At 72.8% G+C, this 16291-nt stretch carries 15 protein-coding genes; 6 read left to right on the top strand and 9 right to left on the bottom strand.

Going from position 1 to position 16291, the window contains the following annotated elements; genetic code table 11:
* The first annotated feature begins 156 nt into the window (after window positions 1–156).
* Window positions 157–1548: a DNA-3-methyladenine glycosylase 2 family protein gene (locus IF78_RS0101920; protein ID WP_031475333.1), complete on the top strand. Its 1392-nt coding sequence runs from the start codon at window positions 157–159 to the stop codon at window positions 1546–1548.
* A 2-nt stretch (window positions 1549–1550) separates the two neighbouring features.
* The gene (locus IF78_RS0101915) at window positions 1551–2054 is read left to right on the top strand and encodes a methylated-DNA--[protein]-cysteine S-methyltransferase (RefSeq protein ID WP_031475335.1); all 504 of its coding nucleotides are present in this window, start codon (window positions 1551–1553) and stop codon (window positions 2052–2054) included.
* 2 nt (window positions 2055–2056) lie between these two features.
* Here the strand turns inward: IF78_RS0101915 and IF78_RS0101910 are convergent, their stop codons facing one another.
* The 4 genes from IF78_RS0101910 to IF78_RS0101895 form a co-directional block, all read right to left on the bottom strand.
* The gene (locus IF78_RS0101910; RefSeq protein WP_031475337.1) at window positions 2057–2428 is read right to left on the bottom strand and encodes a PPOX class F420-dependent oxidoreductase; all 372 of its coding nucleotides are present in this window, start codon (window positions 2426–2428) and stop codon (window positions 2057–2059) included.
* Between the two features lie 61 nt (window positions 2429–2489).
* Entirely contained in the window at window positions 2490–2663 is a 174-nt protein-coding gene (locus IF78_RS0101905) for a hypothetical protein (protein ID WP_209439675.1), read from the bottom strand.
* A 55-nt stretch (window positions 2664–2718) separates the two neighbouring features.
* Complete coding sequence (locus tag IF78_RS0101900) at window positions 2719–3201, bottom strand: DUF456 domain-containing protein (protein WP_031475341.1); 483 nt, start codon at window positions 3199–3201, stop codon at window positions 2719–2721.
* Window positions 3202–3266: 65 nt separating this feature from the next.
* Window positions 3267–4256 carry a helix-turn-helix transcriptional regulator gene (locus tag IF78_RS0101895; protein WP_031475342.1) on the bottom strand — a complete coding sequence of 330 codons (990 nt, stop codon included), beginning with the start codon at window positions 4254–4256 and terminating at the stop codon, window positions 3267–3269.
* A gap of 473 nt (window positions 4257–4729) precedes the next feature.
* Here IF78_RS0101895 and IF78_RS0101890 point away from each other — a divergent pair, with 473 nt between their 5' ends.
* On the top strand, window positions 4730–6028 hold the full coding sequence (locus IF78_RS0101890) for a protein phosphatase 2C domain-containing protein (protein WP_031475343.1): 1299 nt from the start codon (window positions 4730–4732) through the stop codon (window positions 6026–6028).
* A gap of 15 nt (window positions 6029–6043) precedes the next feature.
* Here the strand turns inward: IF78_RS0101890 and IF78_RS0101885 are convergent, their stop codons facing one another.
* A complete protein-coding gene (locus tag IF78_RS0101885; protein WP_031475345.1) occupies window positions 6044–7360 on the bottom strand; it encodes a helix-turn-helix domain-containing protein in 1317 nt (438 codons plus the stop codon).
* Between the two features lie 253 nt (window positions 7361–7613).
* On the opposite strand from IF78_RS0101885, the gene IF78_RS0101880 reads away from it, so the two are divergent.
* Window positions 7614–8231, top strand: coding sequence for a hypothetical protein (locus IF78_RS0101880; protein WP_031475347.1), 618 nt, complete (start codon window positions 7614–7616; stop codon window positions 8229–8231).
* A gap of 565 nt (window positions 8232–8796) precedes the next feature.
* Window positions 8797–9279: an ATP-binding protein gene (locus tag IF78_RS0101875; protein ID WP_199921336.1), complete on the top strand. Its 483-nt coding sequence runs from the start codon at window positions 8797–8799 to the stop codon at window positions 9277–9279.
* A 128-nt stretch (window positions 9280–9407) separates the two neighbouring features.
* Here IF78_RS0101875 and IF78_RS0101870 read toward each other — a convergent pair whose 3' ends face one another.
* On the bottom strand, window positions 9408–10451 hold the full coding sequence (locus IF78_RS0101870) for a DUF2637 domain-containing protein (RefSeq protein ID WP_031475351.1): 1044 nt from the start codon (window positions 10449–10451) through the stop codon (window positions 9408–9410).
* Between the two features lie 304 nt (window positions 10452–10755).
* Window positions 10756–11607: a (2Fe-2S)-binding protein gene (locus IF78_RS0101865; RefSeq protein ID WP_031475353.1), complete on the bottom strand. Its 852-nt coding sequence runs from the start codon at window positions 11605–11607 to the stop codon at window positions 10756–10758.
* 164 nt (window positions 11608–11771) lie between these two features.
* On the opposite strand from IF78_RS0101865, the gene IF78_RS43245 reads away from it, so the two are divergent.
* On the top strand, window positions 11772–12749 hold the full coding sequence (locus tag IF78_RS43245; protein ID WP_425314587.1) for a GntR family transcriptional regulator: 978 nt from the start codon (window positions 11772–11774) through the stop codon (window positions 12747–12749).
* A 419-nt stretch (window positions 12750–13168) separates the two neighbouring features.
* Here IF78_RS43245 and IF78_RS0101855 read toward each other — a convergent pair whose 3' ends face one another.
* Together IF78_RS0101855 and IF78_RS0101850 are read right to left on the bottom strand one after the other, a co-directional pair.
* Window positions 13169–13957 carry a hypothetical protein gene (locus tag IF78_RS0101855; RefSeq protein ID WP_031475357.1) on the bottom strand — a complete coding sequence of 263 codons (789 nt, stop codon included), beginning with the start codon at window positions 13955–13957 and terminating at the stop codon, window positions 13169–13171.
* 332 nt (window positions 13958–14289) lie between these two features.
* A complete protein-coding gene (locus IF78_RS0101850; RefSeq protein WP_031475359.1) occupies window positions 14290–15963 on the bottom strand; it encodes a PucR family transcriptional regulator in 1674 nt (557 codons plus the stop codon).
* Window positions 15964–16291 lie beyond the last annotated feature (328 nt).

Here is a 16291-nt window from a genome sequence, read left to right as displayed (position 1 = left end):
GGGGCTGCCGCCCCCAGACCCCCGCTTCGGCCCTGAAGGGGCCTCGTCCTCAAACTCCCCCAGAGGGGGTACCCCCAGACGGGCTGGATGTGGCTGAGCTTCGTGTCCGATTCCCGCTAGCTCCGCCCATCCTCCCGGCGGACACTGGACACCGTGATGGACGAAGACACCAGGTACGAGGCGGTGCGCAGCCGGGACGCGCGGTTCGACGGCGAGTTCTTCTTCGGCGTCGAGACGACCGGCATCTACTGCCGCCCCAGCTGCCCGGCCGTCACGCCGAATCGGCGCAACGTGCGGTTCTTCGCGACGGCCGCCGCCGCGCAGGGCTCGGGTTTCCGGGCCTGCCGGCGGTGCCGGCCGGACGCCGTGCCGGGGTCCGCCGAGTGGAATGTGCGGGCCGATGTGGTGGGGCGGGCGATGCGCCTGATCGGCGACGGGATCGTCGACCGGGAGGGCGTCGCCGGGCTCGCCGCACGGCTCGGCTACAGCGCGCGGCAGGTCCAGCGGCAGCTCACCGCGGAGCTCGGCGCCGGGCCGGTGGCGCTCGCCCGGGCACAGCGGGCGCACACCGCGCGTGTGCTGCTGCAGACCACCGGGCTGCCGATCACCGAGATCGCGTTCGCCTCCGGGTTCGCGAGCGTGCGGCAGTTCAACGACACGATCCGGGACGTGTACGCGTCGACGCCGAGCGAGCTGCGGGCCGCCGCCGCGCGGAGCGGCGCCCGGCGTGCGGGCACTCCGTCGGCCGGGATTCCGCTGCGGCTGGCGTACCGGGGCCCGTATCAGGCCGGTGCCGTTTTCGACCTGCTGGAGCGCCAGGCCGTGCCCGGCGTCGAGGAGGTCGGCGGGCCGGTCGGGCGCCGGACGTACCGCCGCACCCTCCGCCTTTCCCACGGCACCGGCATCGTCGCCGTCGACGAGCGGACCGGTGCCTCCGGGGCGCGGGGCGGTGCCCATCCGGGCGGCTGGCTCGACGCCCGTATCCACCTCACTGACCCCCGCGACCTGACCACCGCCGTCCACCGGCTGCGGCTCCTGTTCGACCTCGACGCCGATCCGTACGCCGTCGACGAGCGGCTCGGCGCCGATCCCCGGCTCGCGCCGATGGTCGCCGCCCGGCCGGGGCTGCGGTCGCCGGGTGCCGCCGACGCGGAGGAGCTGGCGGTCCGGGAACTGGTCGGTGCCGCGGAGGCCGCGAGGCTGGCGGCGAGGTACGGCAAGGCACTCGACTCGCCGTGCGGCAGCCTCACCCATCTGTTTCCCGAGGCGGCCGTCCTCGCCGAGGACGAGCCCGACGGCCCCCTGGGCGTGCTCTCCGCCGCCCTCGCCGACGGAGCCCTCCGGCTGGACCCCGGCGCCGACCGGGACGAGGCGCGGCGTGCGCTGCTCGGTATACCCGGGCTGGACGCCCGTACCGTCGCCGTCATCCGCACCCGCGCCCTCAGCGACCCGGACGTCGCCCCGCCGGGCGTCGCCGCCCCCGACAGCTGGCGCCCCTGGCGCTCCTACGCCTGGCAACACCTGCGCGCAGCAGGGGAGTTGGAGTAAGCATGACCACCCTGATCCACTGGACCGAGCTCGACAGCCCGCTCGGCCGTCTCCTCCTCACCGCCGACCCGACGACCGGTGCCCTCACCTCCCTCTCCGTGCCGGGGCAGAAGGGCGGCCGGACGGTCCAGGACGGCTGGCGGCACGACCCCGAGCTCTTCCGCGCGGCCGAGGAGCAGCTCGCCGCCTACTTCGCCGGTGAACTCAACGAGTTCCAGCTGGAGTTGCGCGGCGAGGGCACGGAGTTCCGGGAGCGGGTCTGGGCCGCCCTCGACTCCGTTCCGTACGGGGCCACGACGACGTACGGCGAGATCGCCGCGCGGATCGGGGCGCCCCGCGCCGCCGTACGGGCCGTCGGCGGAGCGATCGGCGCCAACCCGCTGCTGATCCTCCGCCCGTGCCACCGTGTCATCGGCGCCGACGGGGCGCTGACCGGGTACGCGGGCGGCCTCGACCGCAAGATGCGGCTGCTCACGCTGGAGGGCTCGATCCGGGCCCCCGAATGAGGTCAGTCCTCCTCCAGTCCCCAGCTGCGGATCCACCGCGGATGGATGCGGATGACCTCCTCGCTGAAGTAGGGGCCCAACTCGTGCGGACCCGTGAGGAGTTCGGCGTCCCCGCGGATCTCGATCCCGCGCACCCGCCACGGCCGTACGCTGACGAGGTCGTCGACGACCAGGGCGACCTTGGGGTTCTTCCGCAGATTGCGCCACTTCTTCGTGCTGCCCATGGCCTGTCCGCCGATCAGGATCGTCCCGTCGTCCTGGGGGAAGAACCCGACCGGGTTCGCCTGCGGCTGTCCCGCCGGGTCGACGGTGGCCAGCCGTCCCAGGCGCTGTGACCGCAGGTACCCGTGTTCCGCCTCGCTGAATTCGGTCATGCGGCCAGCGAAACACGCCGCCCGCACCGGCGCATCGGCTCCTCGTCCTAGGACCGTCGGCCTACTCCGTGCGCCGACCCCGTGCGTCCCGTACCTCCACCGGTCCCGCGATGCCACGGCGTACGACGCAGGGGGCGCCCGCCTCGCTCGCCAGGCGCACCCAGCGGGTGGCCCCGCCCTCGCGGACCGCCGACAGCAGGAAGGCGCCCTGCGTGCGGAACCCGTGCACCGTCACGTCCGCGAGCAGGGTACGTCTGGACGGGCTGGACATGGTTCGGCAGCCCGGCGCATCAGCCCCAGATCACCGCCCCCACCCAGGCCCCCACGATCAGCTGGCATGTGAACAGCTCCGCCAGCACGCTCGACCCGCCCGCCCGCATCGCCGTGCGCAGCGCGGCCCGCGCCTCGCCGTGGCGGCCCAGGCGGAGCCGTTCCCCGAGATAGATGCCCGCCATGAAGCCGGGGATCGAGCCGAGCACGGGAATCAGGAAGAAGCCCAGGAACGACCCGGCGCCGGCGTACACCGTCATGCGACGGCCGGCCCAGTTGGGGCGCAGCCGGCGGGGCGGGAGGGCCCAGCGCACGACCTGGGAGAGGAACAGCGCGACGGTGGCTCCCACGAGCACCCACCACGCGACCGGCTGGGGGTCCTGCAGCGCCCACCACATGACCCCTGCCCACACCAGCCACGACCCCGGCACTCCGGGCACCAGCACTCCGCACAGGCCGAGCAGGAGGACCAGGCCGGCCAGCACGAGGTCCCACACTCCCATCTGACCAGAGTGCCGGAGCCCACGAGAAAGCGCAGATCAGCCTTGTGGCCGCAGGTGCAACCGCGTCACCCCTGCCGCTTCCGGGCCACCCACCCCCGCTCGTACGCGTGCCACCCCAGCTGCAGCCGGGTCGTCACCCCGGTCAGCTCCATCAGCCGCCTCACCCGGCGCTGCACGGTCCTCAGGCCCAGGTCCAGCTGCTTGGCCACGCTCGCGTCGGTCAGGCCGGCCAGCAGCAGGGAGAGCACCTCCAGGTCGGTTTCGTCGGGCCCGTCCGGCTGCTGCTCGGTGATGCCGGACGCACCTAGGCGTACCGGCAGCGCCTCCCGCCACACCGACTCGAACAGCCCGGAGAGCAGCTCCAGGAGCCCGCTCGCGTGGACGACCAGCGCGGCCGGCTCCGAGGTGTGCGAGGTGAGCGGTACGAGGGCGAGGGTGCGGTCGGCGATCACCAGCTTGGTCGGGACCTGGTCCACGACCCGTATCTGCTCCTCGCGCCCGAGCGCGGCGGACAGCTCGGTCATGCCGTGCGGCTGGTCGAGGACCGAGCGCTCCAGGACCACCCGGTAGCGGACGCCGCGCTCGGCGGCCTGCTCCTCCGCGTGGTTCTCCATGCCGGTGACGGCCACGGGACTGCCGGTGACCAGCGCGCACACCTCGTCGCTCGCACCGAGCTGGAGCTGCAGGAACCGCTGCGCCACCGCCGCCGCCCCGATCACCACCTCGACCAGGTCGTGCACGGCGGGCTCGGTGGCCCCCGCCCGGTACTCCTCGGCGAGCACCGCGGCCGCCAGCTCCGCCTTCTCCAGCTCGTGCCGCTGCCGGGTGAGCAGCGCGCCCAGCGCCACCCCGGGCGGCGCGGCGACCCAGCGGCCGGGCCGGGCCGAGGACTGGGCCGCGAGCCCGTGCCGCTCCAGCCGGCGCAGGGCGCGCTCGGTGTCGTACTCGCCGAGAGTCAGCCGCCGCGCGAGATCCGGTACGTCGGCGGCGCCCACGGACACCAGGGCCCGGTACGCCGACTCGTGCGTCTCGTCGAGACCAATCGCTCCCAGCATCGGGCCGCGCCCCTCCCCAGGTCGAACACCGGTGTCCGGTCCGTGGCGGAAAACAGCCACGGCGTAAAACCGCCTCGGCACATCATCGCCGCACCACCCGTCACTCTGCCAAGGTGTCGCCACCGCAGCATCATTCGGTGCCCGCTTTGCCTGACTTGGGCCATCTTGGCCTGCGCTTTCGTGTCCTGAGGCAGGCGGCAGCACGGGATGAGGCGATGTTGGGAGAGCGACCTGGTCCTTCCGCTCGGCCCTGGACGAGGACGCGTGCTCGCAGGGCATACCGCTGCTGTTCCCGAGGTACACGCTGCCGGAGGACGGCCTCAAGACGCTCCCCGCCGAGGACGGTCGGACGATCAACCCTTCGCAAGGTTGTTCAACACCTCACCCGGCAACGGCTTTTCCCGGCCCTTCACCGGGTCGGATTTTCCGGATGCCCCGTTTTCATCCGGCCCGTGCGGTGGACAATTGGGGGCATGAGCCAGCAGGGGGGAAGGCCCACCGGTCACGAGGACGACTGGTGGGGGCAGCTGTACGGCGACTCCGCCGAAGACACGGGTGCCACGGCCGCGGCCGACACACTGGACGACCGGTTCGCCTCGGCCGCCGGGGTGTCGGGGAAGGGCGCCCCGGTCCCGTCGCCGCGGGTGGGCGCGGATGCCGTGGAGGTTCCGTCGACCTTCCCGCCCGGACTGCCGAAACCCCCGGGATTCACGGTGAAGGCGCCACCCCGGGAGCGAGCGACGCCCACGCTCGACGACGACGAGCCCGGCCCGGCCACCCACGTGGACGTTCCCACCCTCTTCCCGGCCCCGCGCGACTACGTGGGCAGCGGCCCACCCACCTACGCCCCCGAACCCACCGCCCTCCCACCCGCGGACCCGGACGACCTCGACGACCTGGTCGCCGACACCGTCCTGGACGGCGCGCACTACGGCGCCTGCACCCTGCGAGCCGCCTCCCAGCGCGGCGACTCCGCCCGCTACCGGGGCGAACCCCGCCGCGACTCCCTCCTCACCGCCCGCTTCGGCACCGGCGAACACGCCGTGATCCTCGTGGCGATGGCGACCGGCGCCCGGGCCACCCCGAACGCGCACCGCGCCGCCGCCGAGGCCTGTCACTGGATCGGCCGGGCCGTGGGCCGCAGTCACCCGAAGCTCGCGGAGGACATCAGGGCCGCACGACGCGGTGAACTGAAGTCGGGCCTGCACCGCCTCACCGACCGCAGCCTCGGCAAACTCCGCGCCAGCGCCGCGGAACAGGGCATCGAGCCGGAGGAGTACACGGCGACCCTGCGCTGTCTGCTCCTTCCCGCCGACCCCGACTGCCGTACGCGCGTCTTCTTCGGCGTCGGAGGGGGTGGACTCTTCCGCCTGCGCGACGGCGAGTGGCAGGACATCGAGCCGCGCGTCACCGACGCCACCGGCGAACCCGTCGTCGGCTTCGGCTCGTTGCCCGCCGAGACTCCCGAGGGCGACCGCCTCACCATGGACCTCGGCATCACCACACCCCCGAGCCCCTACGATCCGGCGCCCGACCCACCCCGCGAGCCCTTCCGCTTCCGCGCCTCGGTGGCCCGCCCGGGAGACACCCTCCTGATGTGCACCGGCGGCCTCGCCGACCCACTGCGCGGCGAACCCGAACTCGCCGCCCATCTGACCGGACGCTGGTCCGGCCCCGAACCGCCCGGCCTGGCCGCGTTCCTCGCCGACACCCAGGTCAGAGTGAAGGGCTACGCCGACGACCGTACGGCGGCCGCCGTCTGGGAGACGTAACCGAGGCCGGCCCTCCTACTCCCAGGGCACCCACTTGCGGGCCGAGGTGTCGTACGAGTACTTCGGCAGCCCCTTGATGCTCGTCGTGCGGAACGGGCGGCCGTGGTCGTCCATCCGGACCGTGCCGGTGCGGCCCTGCGAGGACCAGTCCAGTTCCAGGTACCAGCTGCAGTCGCAGCCCTCCGTGCGCGCGTCGACCAGCAGCACCTCCGGGTCCTCGGCGGACACGCGGTACGGCAGCTTCATCGCCGGGATCGGGGTGCCCGTGTCGTTGCCGTCGGCGGGGCGGGCGATGGGCCGGTCCATGTCCAGGTCGACGTCGAAGTAGCGGGGCGTCAGCGCTCCGCCGCAGCCGTCGCTCATGGAGTAGGCGTTACCCTCCACGGGCGCCGAGCGGCCGACGACACGTACCCGGAGCGCCTCCAGGACGACGGCCGTCGACGTCCGCCCCTGCACGCTGATCTCCACCATCGTCTGCCGTCCGTGCACCGCGTTCTGCGACGCCGCCCAGGTCGCGGCGTCCTGCGGAGCCGGCGGCGGGGCCACGTGCTGGGGGGACTCGGTGAGGACGTAGTGGTGGCCGCAGCCGGCCTGCCAGACATGGGAGTCGGCGCTCCAGGTGAGGGGGACCCCGGTCGCGGGCGGCTGCTGACCGGTTTCCTTCGGAGGACTTCCGGCGGTCGGCGTGGCCTTCGGCGAGGGTTTCTTCGAGTCCGAGGGGCCGGCGGGTGGAGAGGGCGTGGTGCGGGAGGACTTCGGAGACGGGGTCGAGGTCGGGCGGGAAGGGCCCGCTGGCGTCGTACGGGTGGGATCGACGCCCTGGACGGAGTCGCTCGCCCGCGGCCGGTCGTCGTCGTCCGGCAGGGCGGAGAGGCTGCCTAACGTGGCGAGGAGCGCCGTCGCCACGGCGGCGGCGACCAGGAGGCGACGGCGGCGGTACCAGGGGCGGCGGGAGAGCTCGGCCGGTGATGGTTCGTCGGGGCGCTCCGAAGGGGAGCCGTCCGCAGCCGAGGGGGCGCTGTCCGGCGAGGGGACGTTGTCCGCCGTGGCGGCATGCGTACTTGTGGTCCGCGCCCGCCGGCGCGCCGCCACCGCAAGGAGCCACAGCCGGTGCAGCTCCAGCCGCTCCTCCGGTGACGCCTGGCACAGCGCCGCAAAGCGTTCCACGGGCGCGAAGTCGAGGGGGACGGCGTCACCGGCGCAATAGCGGTGCAGCGTGGAGGTGTTCATTTTCAGGCGGCGGGCCAGCTGGCCGTAGCTGCGGTCGGTGCGCTCCTTGAGCCTTCTGAGCAGCGCCGCGAACTCCTGGACGTCGTCCCGCACTTCCGACACCGTTCCCCCGGGTCCTCCGCGTCCCGGGACGGCATCCCAGGCACTCCATATACCTGCACGTCAGAAGGGCTGGGATGGTTCCACCGTCGCGGATCGGGCGCCGGCGGTTGCGTCCGCAGGCTGTGACGGCTGATGCTCTTGGTGTCGCACCGACCAGGGCCTGACGCACTGGCCTGAGCCGGACCGACCATCCGGCGCCGGTGACGGCCCACTTCGATCGTTCACGCTCTCATCTCACTCACGGGGGACACCCATGCCCAAGCGCACCCGAGCCGGCACGCTCGCCGCACTCGCCGTCGCCGGCCTCACCGCAGGCGCCGCACTCTCCGCCGCACCGGCGGGCGCCGCGACCAAGGCGCCCGCGCCCAAGTTCCTGTCGGCGTCCGAACTCCCGCCGCACCCCTCCTCCGCCTGGACCGCCGGCAGGATCACCGACGGCGTCCCGGAGGAGATGCAGGGCTGCCTGGGCGAGGCGCTCCTCGCCTACGACTCGCGCTACCGCACCTTCCGCACCGACGTCGAGGCCGGCGCCGAACAGCTCAACGTCGTCGTCGGCGACAACACCAAGGCCAAGGCTCTGGCCAACCGCCTCAACAAGGAGATCCGGGCCTGCGCCGCGCGCAGCGACGCCGACCCGGAGATCGAGGCCGAGTACCGCAGCTTCGGCAGCCTGCCGGTCGAGGAGGGCGCCCGTGTCCACGGTGTGAACACCCGTGCCTCCTGGGGCGCCATGGACATTCACCTCGTCTCCGTCGGCCGGGACGGCGGCACCGTCACCGTCGTGCAGTGGGGGCAGATGGGCGACTTCACGAGCGCGCCGGTGAAGGCCTTCAAGAAGACGACCACCACCGCCGTCAACAAGCTCTACTGACCCACCCACCACCGGGCCACCACACCAGCGGGGCCGCCCTCCCGGACGGGGGTCGGGCGGGCGGCCCCGCACCAACCCAATTCCGGCCAGTTTCGCGGCCCTCGGGCACCGGCGCCGACCGTGCCCCGACGTCGAGCCCCAACCGCCACAGCCCTTCGTCGGGTACGGCGGAGTCGGCAGGCCGGAATCGGCGAACGGACCGATCCGCCACCGTCAGGACGCCGTCGGGGCCGTCGGCACGTGACCGTGCGGTTCTGCCCTGGTCGGCCGCCCTGGCCGGAAGCAGATGAACCGCCTCGCCTCCCCTCGCCGGAAACCCGCGCCCGGCCTGGCGACAGCCTGCGTCGCCGGTGGCCGACACGGTTCGGTCATCGCGTCCGGCGACTTTCGGGCGGCCGGTGGGTGACGTTCCAGGTTTCATCCACCGGGCCTGGACCGCCACAACCATGGCCGAACACCCGGTCGTTGACGATTCGACATGACTGTCGGGGGTCCGACTGGGAAATGGTTCCCGTGAACGTGTTCGAGCAGGAGGGGAACCGACATCGGCACGCAGGCGGGGGTCATGAAGAGGCAGGCACGGGGAGGCGGTCCCACAGCATTCGGGGCCTCCTCGGTGGAGACGGTGGAGGACAGGGTCGCGAACGCCGGGGAACACGCGCAGACGCCTCAGCTCAGGCGCAGACTCGGGCGGGCGGACCTGCGGGCCGTACCGGAGGCACGCAAGGCGCTGCGCGAACTGTTACGGACCTGGGGGAGGCCCGGACGATCGGACATAGCCGAACTGCTCACCAGCGAGCTCGTCACCAACGCGATCGTGCACACCGACCGTGAAGCGGTCCTGACGGCCACCGTCGGACCGGGCGGACTCCGGGTGGAGGTGCGGGACTTCGTGGCCCGCCGGCCCAGACTGCGCGTACCGAACGCCGACGACGGTACGAACGGCAGAGGCCTGGTCCTGGTCCAGTCCCTCGCGGACTCCTGGGGCGTGCGGGCGCACGGCGTGGGGAAGGCGGTGTGGTTCGAGCTCGGCGCGGGTGCCGCGTGAAGCCGTACGGCAACGGAGGCGCCGTAGGGCATCGGAGGCGCCGTAGCGCAACGGCAAGGGGCGCGACCCGAGTCCCGGGTCGCGCCCCTTGCCGTCATCAGAGGCGTGCGGCGCTCACAGCCTCAGCGTCAGCCGAACTGCTGCTCGAGATCCTTGAGCTTGCGCTCCAGGGAGTCGAGTCGCGGCAGCGCCATGGTGTCGTCCTCCGCGGTGAGGTCGACGGTGACCGGATCAGAACCGGTGCGGACGGGCTGCAGTGAGGGACGTGATCGCACGGGCAGTTGCTCCGGCGTCGATATGGCAGGCTCCGCGGAGACCTGGGCCGAGGCGCGCTCCAGGGCCGCCTGCGGCTCCGCGTGGCGTCCGCCGCCGCGGCCGACGAAGCCGCGGTGGCCCCTGCTGATGGCCTTCAGCTGGGCACGCTCCATACGCTGCTGCTCCCGCCGGCGCAGCCGGGCCTCGTCCTTGGCCCGCTTGTCCTCGCGGACCTCGTCGACCGCCTCGTCCAGGCTGCGCACGCCCTCGAGGAGCATCAGCGACCAGGCCTTGTAGGTCTCGCGGGGAGCCCGCAGCCAGCGGACGATGCGGATCTGCGGGAGGGGCCTCGGCACCAGGCCCTGCTCGCGCAGGGCGGCCCGGCGGGTCTGCTTCAGCGCCCGGTCGAACAGCACCGCCGCGGACAGGGACATGCCTGCGAAGAAGTGCGGGGCGCCGTCGTGGCCGATGCCCCTGGGTGCGTGCACCCAGTTGAACCAGGCCGCGGCGAACGCGAACGTCCACACGAGTATGCGGGAGCCGAGGGCCGCGTCACCGTGGCTGGCCTCGCGGACGGCGAGGACGGAGCAGAACATGGCCGCCCCGTCGAGGCCGAACGGCACGAGGTACTGCCAGCCGCCGGAGAGTCCGAGGTTCTGCTCACCGAAGCCGACCAGGCCGTGGAAGGAGAGCGCCGCGGCCACCGCCGCACAGCAGAACAGCAGGACGTAGGAGACGGTGCCGTATATGGCCTCCTTGCGCCTGCGGCGCTCCTCGCTGCGCTCCCACGAGTCGTCCGCGCTCGTGTCCTTCCCCGAGGCCTTCCCGCGCCGGAGCACCGCTATCGCCGCCAGCAGGCCCAGGAGCAGGACGGCGCCCGGAAGCAGCCAGTTCAGCGATATGTCGGTCAATCTCATCTGGGGTCCCTTGCATTGGGATAGGGCGTAACGCCCGCCATAGTGGCCCAATCCCACCGGCCCTCAGGGGGTTTCGGGGCAAGAGGCCGCCAAGGAGGTGCAAGGGGATGCCCAGGGCGGCGTTCTGCTCGAACTGCCGCTTGAGGGGCGGGAGTTGAGTTCGAACAAGACTACCCGTACGGGTGGTTCCACGGAAAGTTCCTGTGGTGAGTGAGGAATTTGTGAAACGCCTGTAACCGTGGCGGGTGCTCTGCTCGCGGGTGATCTTACGGCACGGCGAGTTACAGCCAAGTCTGAGGGGGCCTCAACTGGCGGCGGCCAGAAGCCTGGTGACCCGATCGGCGTCGCAGGTGCGCGGGCAGGTGGCGCAGGTGTCCTCGGGACGCAGCGTGTAGAACATGCAGCAGCTCGCCCGGTCCCTGGTCGGAAGCGATTCCCCGTTCGGGCCGGTCAGCTCACGGAAGGCGGCCGATCCGACGTACGGCTGCGTCGCGCCCGGCAGCAGCAGTTCGAGTTCGCGCCGCGCCCGGTCCTGCTCGCCGTCGCCGAACAGATGGGCGACGTACCACAAACCCTCGACGACCTCGTCGGTCACCATGCCCCACAGCGCGCGTCCACGTCGCCGCATCCGCGGCCCGAAGCCGCCGAGGACGGGCTCGAGGTGCTCGGCGACGGCCGACCGCACCTCCGCGCGCAGTGCCTCCTCGTCCGGTACGACCCTGGCGCCGGGCAGGGCTGCCGCCGGGTCGCCGGGGAGGCAGGCGAAGCCGGCGGGGCGGGCGGCGAGGCGGCCTATGGAGAGGCCGGGGGCCGTGCGGTCGTACGAGACATGCGTCACGGGAAAGCGGGGGACGCGGCGCAGCAGGAACCAGGGCACGGTGATCAGCAGGCAGGCGGGCCAGGCGTAGCGGTGCAGGCCGAAGCCGGCGACCACGTCCGGGCGTGCGGGCTGTCCGTAGTCGCGCAGTGTCTGTGCGTCGTCCCAGGCCAGGAACGCGTCGAGGCCGGTGCCGCCCTCTGCGAGGGCCCTGGCCGGGATCCAGCCGCCGTGGCGGGGGAGCTGCTCGTCGGTGGTCGGCTGGGTGATGTCGAGCCCCGGGAAGACCTCGGTGAGACGGGTGTAGGCGTCTGCGAGAACTATGGGGGGCACGGGCATGGGGGGCCGCCGATTCGCTCGACTTCATAGGTAAGGCTTACCTTACCAAAGATCGCTTCGGTTTGAACTGTCGAGTTCTGCGCCTAAGGTGCTTGACGGGTGAGTAACAAGCCGCCGTAATGACGCTAATGATCCCAAGTACCGACACGTCCGGAGGAGGACCCGTGAAGCAGGGCGCGCAGGGCTCCGCGGGAACGGGGAATCCGCGGGTCTCGGACGTCTCGGACGTCTCGCGGGGCGCGGAGGTCTCGGGGGGTTCGGCCGCTGCGGAGGCTCGGTCGGGTCGGGCAAGTGTCCCGTCGGGTGTGCCGCGGGTGCCGCCGCAGGGTGGGGCCGCAGGCGTGGGCCGGGGCCTGGAGTCGGGGTCGGGGTCGGGGTCGGGCCTGGGGTTCGGTGTGGGTTCGGGTCTTGGGGCCGGTGAAGGCCAGGCACGGTCGCTGGGGGCCGCCGGGGTGGCTGCGGCGCGTGGTGAGCACACCCACAGCGAGCAGCCCATTCCGCGGCCGCGGCCGGTCGTGCAGCGGGCCTCGGTGCGGGGGCAGATCCTCGACGCGCTGCGCACGGCGCTTGTCACCGGTGAGCTGACGCCGGGGGAGGTCTACTCGGCTCCCGCGCTCGGCGAACGCTTCGGGGTTTCCGCGACGCCGGTTCGCGAGGCGATGCAGCAGCTCGCGTTGGAGGGGGCTGTGGAGGTCGTTCCCAACCGGGGGTTCCGGGTGGTCGAACGCGGGGCCCGGGAGCTGGCCGAGTTGGCCGAGGTCCGGGCGCTGATCGAGGTGCCGGTGATGTTGCGGCTGGCGCGCAGCGTGTCTGCCGAGTGCTGGGCGGAACTGCGGCCGTTGGCCGAGGCGACGGTTCGGGCGGCGGCGACGGGGTGCCGGGCGACGTACGCGGAGTCGGACCGTACCTTCCATCGCGCCGTGCTGTCGCTCTGCGGCAACGAGCAGCTGGTCCAGATCGCCGACGACCTCCACCGCCGGGCCCAGTGGCCCCTGGTGGGTCCGGGTCGGCCGGTCGGCCGTGGCCACGCCGACCTCATCGCCGACGCGGCTGAACACATGGCGCTGCTGGATGCGTTGATCGCCGGGGAGTTGGAGGTTGTGCGGTCGTTGGTGGGGGAGCACTTCGCGGGGGCGGGCTGAGTGTGGGTCGGGGTGCGGCGGCCTGTTGCTGTTCGGTGGGGGTGTGCGTTGATGCCTGCGGCGCCTGTGCGGGTGTGGTGGGGGTTCGCGTAGCGCCTGCGGTCGTGTTGTGGGTCGGGGCCGGGGGGTGTCCGTCCTCGGACCGGCGGCTGGACTTAGGCCGGGAGGTGCTGCGTGTTGACGCCGGCCACTGCGGGCGGACACCCCCCGGCCCGTCCCCTTCCCGCTGTACGCGACTGCGGGCCCGTGGGGTACGCGCCGATCCCCCCGTCACCATCCGCAGGGCCGGCGCGCGTCATTCAGCCCGTCCGGCGTTTGAGGACGAGGCCCTTTTGGGGCCGAAGCGGGGGGCTGGGGGGCGGTAGCCCCCCAGGGGTGGGACGGGTAGGGGCGGCGGGGGCGAGACAGTGGGCGGTGGTTCAGGCCGTGGCCGCGCCCGCCGCGGGCGGCATCGGTGCCAGCTGGTGGGCCAGCCATGTGGGGACGCCTCCCAGGAGGCGGAACAGGCGGCGGGCCTCCTCGCGCAGCCGTGTCGCCTCAGGTTCGGCCTCCGCGTCGGCCAGGGACGCCAGGGCGGGGGCCGTGCCCACCAGATAGCCCAACTCCTCGCGGATGCGGAGGGATTCGGCGAATCCGTGCCGGGCCTCCGCCAACTCGCCGTCGCGCAGCGCGAGTCCGGCCAAATGGCGCCAGGTGAAGGAGAGGAGGAGGGGGTTGGCATGAGCCGTCGCGCCCGCGTGTGCGCGACGGTATGCCGCACGGGCCGCCTGCGGGGACCGGGCCAGGTTCTCCGCCAGCAGGCCCCGCCGGAAGTCCAGCGTCGCCCGCCCCGCCGCCCCCGGAGGGATCAGCGCCGCCGCCCGCCCCAGCGCCGCCCGCGCCTCGTCCGCCCGGTCGCGCACCGAGTGCAGGGTCGCCGCGTACGCAAGTTGCCCGCGTTCACAAGCGGCAGCCCCCCGCTCCTCGTCGCTGTGGGCCAGCGCCTCGGCCGTGCGCAGCGCGTCCTCGGCCTCCTCCCAGCCCTGCTCGGTGTAGAGACACCGCTCCACCAGCAGCGCGGCCCGCTGCAGCGCGGCCTGCGCGGTGACCGGCTGGAGCAGTGCCGCCGCGTCCGCCCAGCAGGCGCGTGAGCGCAGCCGCCATACCGCGGTCTGGAGTGGATCGTCACCGGCGGTCGTTCCGTTACCAGACATGGCGGTATGCGCCACCTCGCCCTCCCCAAGGTCCTGTCCTGCGGATCAGCTCGGGGTCGCGGCACACGGCACGCGCGTCCGCTGAGGCTGTGTCGTCGGTCGTCGACGCCCGCCCACGGCTGCACGCACCACGCCCCGCTCGCCGGCGTCGCCGGGCACCATCCCTGGACACCCGACCTGCTCCGCGGAACAGGCCCAGCACGCCATCGAGCTGTTGAGTGGTGGCGGCATCTCAGCACGAATCTCCGGGCCCGGCCAAGAGGGTGGGTGAAGGATTTCACAAAGTCGTGGGACAGCGGCGGCACTTGGTGCCATCCGTGCGGCCGTCGGAGAGGGCTCGCGCGGGCTCAACTCATCCGCAGTGCCAAGAAGAAATCCAGCTTGTCCTCCAGGCGGGAGAGGTCCCGGCTCGTCAACTGCTCGATCCGGCCCACTCGGTAGCGCAATGTGTTGACGTGCAGGTGGAGGCGGGTGGCGCAGCGGGTCCAGGAGCCGTCGCACTCCAGGAAGGCCTCCAGGGTGGGGATCAGTTCGGCGCGGTGGCGGCGGTCGTAGTCGCGGAGTGGGTCGAGCAGCCGCGCGGTGAAGGCTCGGCGTACGTCGTCCGGGACGAAGGGGAGCAGCAGGACGTGCGACGCCAGCTCCTGGTGGCCGGCCGCGCAGACCCGGCCCGTGCGGGCGGCCGCCACCCGGCGGGCGTGGCGGGCCTCCTCCAGCGCGCCGCGCAGGCCCTCCGCCGAGTGCACCGCCGCGCTCACGCCCAGGGTGACCCGGCCGTCGTCGTCCAGGCCCGCCGACAGCGGGTCCCGGATCGAGTCGAGGAGGGCGTCGGCGAGGATCCCGGCCTCCGAGCCGTCGTGCTCGGAGGAGACGGCGGGCAGCGGGACCAGCGCGATGGCCTCGTCGCCCGTGTGGGCCACGGCGATGCGGTCGGAGGGTTCCGGGCCGGTTGCCAGTGGGTCCACCAGGATCTCCTCCAGGAGGGATTGGGCGATGGGGCCCGCTTCGATGTCCCCGCCGTCCCATTCGACGCGGGCCACGACCACCTGCCAGTGCGGGGCCGCGCCCAGGCCGGGCAGCAGCACCGGGGCCGCGACCCGCAGGCGCGCGGCGATCTCGGCGGGGGCCGCGCCCGTCTGGACCAGTTCGAGGACCTCCTGCGCGAGGCGGCGGCGGACCGTGCGTGCCGCGTCGCGCCGGTCGCGTTCCACCGCGATCAGCTGGGTGACGCCCTGGAGGAGGTCCAGGCGCTCCTCGGGCCAGTCGCTCGCGTCCGCCTCCACGGCCAGCAGCCAGTCCGACAGCACCGTCTCGCGCACGTCCCGTGAGGCCTGTGGGGAGCGGCCGCTGCTGCGGATCGGGAAGAGGGAGTACGTCGTGGTGCCGAGGGTCAGCCGGTGCGGGCCGCGGCGTCCGGTGCGGGCGGCCGACAGGTGCTCCGCCGCCAGCCTCGCGCAGATGTCGGCGGGCAGCGCCGGGCCCGCGACCTTCGGGTCCGCGATCAGCCGCCCCGTCGGCGACAGCACCCACGCGCGCAGGTCCAGGTCCGAGCCGAGCAGGTCGAGGACCACGTCCGGGCCGCCGCCCGCCGGGCCCGACGTCATCATCCGCCGGTGCCGGTCGACGACGGCCGCGAGGTCCCCGGCCCGCTCGCCGCTCACCTGCCGTACGACATGCTCGGTGATCGTCGCGAACGCCACCGACTCGTGCACGGCGAACAGCGGCAGCCGGTGCCGGGCGCAGGCCACCACCAGGTCCTCCGGCACGTCCCCCAGCTCCGCCTCGCCCGCCGCCAGGGCCACGACCCCGTTCTGCACGAGGAGGTGCACGAAAGGATCGGAGTCCGCGGCGTTCCTTCGCCACGCCAGCCCGGTGAGGACCAGCTCACCGCCCGAGAGATAGCGGCTGGGGTCCCTGAGGTCGGTGGTCATCACACCGCGCACGGTGCGGTCCAGCTCGTCCTCGCCGCCGAGCAGCTTGAGGCCCAGCGCGTCGGTGTCCAGCAGTGCGCGCAGCCGCATTCTCGTCGCCGCCGTTCTTTGTCTCGAAATCTACGATGGATCTAGAGGGTCGTGTGGTGAGCGGCCCGTTCGAGGGCCCGTGAGTGGTGACCGGCGTCCGCCGGGGCCGTGTCCCGGCTGTGTCCCTGGTCACAAGGGCTGTGTCTCACGTCTTCCCGGAGCTGTGCTTGATGTTTCCCAGGGAAAACGGGGAGGTTACTGGTGACCTCCGTTCATACGAATCTACAAGATGACCTCCCTGGCCAGCCAACTCCTTCATGGTTTCCGTGACTGACCCCGGTGGAGGACGGCGCTGTGTACTGACGTCAATGCGCGTTAACAGCACATG

It is taken from the genome of Streptomyces bicolor (genome assembly GCF_000719285.1).
GTDB classification, from domain to species: Bacteria; Actinomycetota; Actinomycetes; order Streptomycetales; family Streptomycetaceae; genus Streptomyces; species Streptomyces bicolor.
This window is presented reverse-complemented; position numbering and strand designations above follow the sequence as displayed.

Bases quoted from the DNA above. Each gene is read 5' to 3' on its own strand.
- IF78_RS0101910 (WP_031475337.1), bottom strand. From the start codon at position 2,428: ATGACCGAATTCAGCGAGGCGGAACACGGGTACCTGCGGTCACAGCGC.
- IF78_RS0101880 (WP_031475347.1), top strand. From the start codon at position 7,614: ATGCCCAAGCGCACCCGAGCCGGCACGCTCGCCGCACTCGCCGTCGCC.
- IF78_RS0101850 (WP_031475359.1), bottom strand. From the start codon at position 15,963: ATGCGGCTGCGCGCACTGCTGGACACCGACGCGCTGGGCCTCAAGCTG.
- IF78_RS0101890 (WP_031475343.1), top strand. From the start codon at position 4,730: ATGAGCCAGCAGGGGGGAAGGCCCACCGGTCACGAGGACGACTGGTGG.
- IF78_RS0101915 (WP_031475335.1), top strand. From the start codon at position 1,551: ATGACCACCCTGATCCACTGGACCGAGCTCGACAGCCCGCTCGGCCGT.
- IF78_RS0101875 (WP_199921336.1), top strand. From the start codon at position 8,797: ATGAAGAGGCAGGCACGGGGAGGCGGTCCCACAGCATTCGGGGCCTCC.
- IF78_RS0101865 (WP_031475353.1), bottom strand. From the start codon at position 11,607: ATGCCCGTGCCCCCCATAGTTCTCGCAGACGCCTACACCCGTCTCACC.
- IF78_RS0101900 (WP_031475341.1), bottom strand. From the start codon at position 3,201: ATGGGAGTGTGGGACCTCGTGCTGGCCGGCCTGGTCCTCCTGCTCGGC.
- IF78_RS0101920 (WP_031475333.1), top strand. From the start codon at position 157: ATGGACGAAGACACCAGGTACGAGGCGGTGCGCAGCCGGGACGCGCGG.
- IF78_RS0101870 (WP_031475351.1), bottom strand. From the start codon at position 10,451: ATGAGATTGACCGACATATCGCTGAACTGGCTGCTTCCGGGCGCCGTC.
- IF78_RS0101895 (WP_031475342.1), bottom strand. From the start codon at position 4,256: ATGCTGGGAGCGATTGGTCTCGACGAGACGCACGAGTCGGCGTACCGG.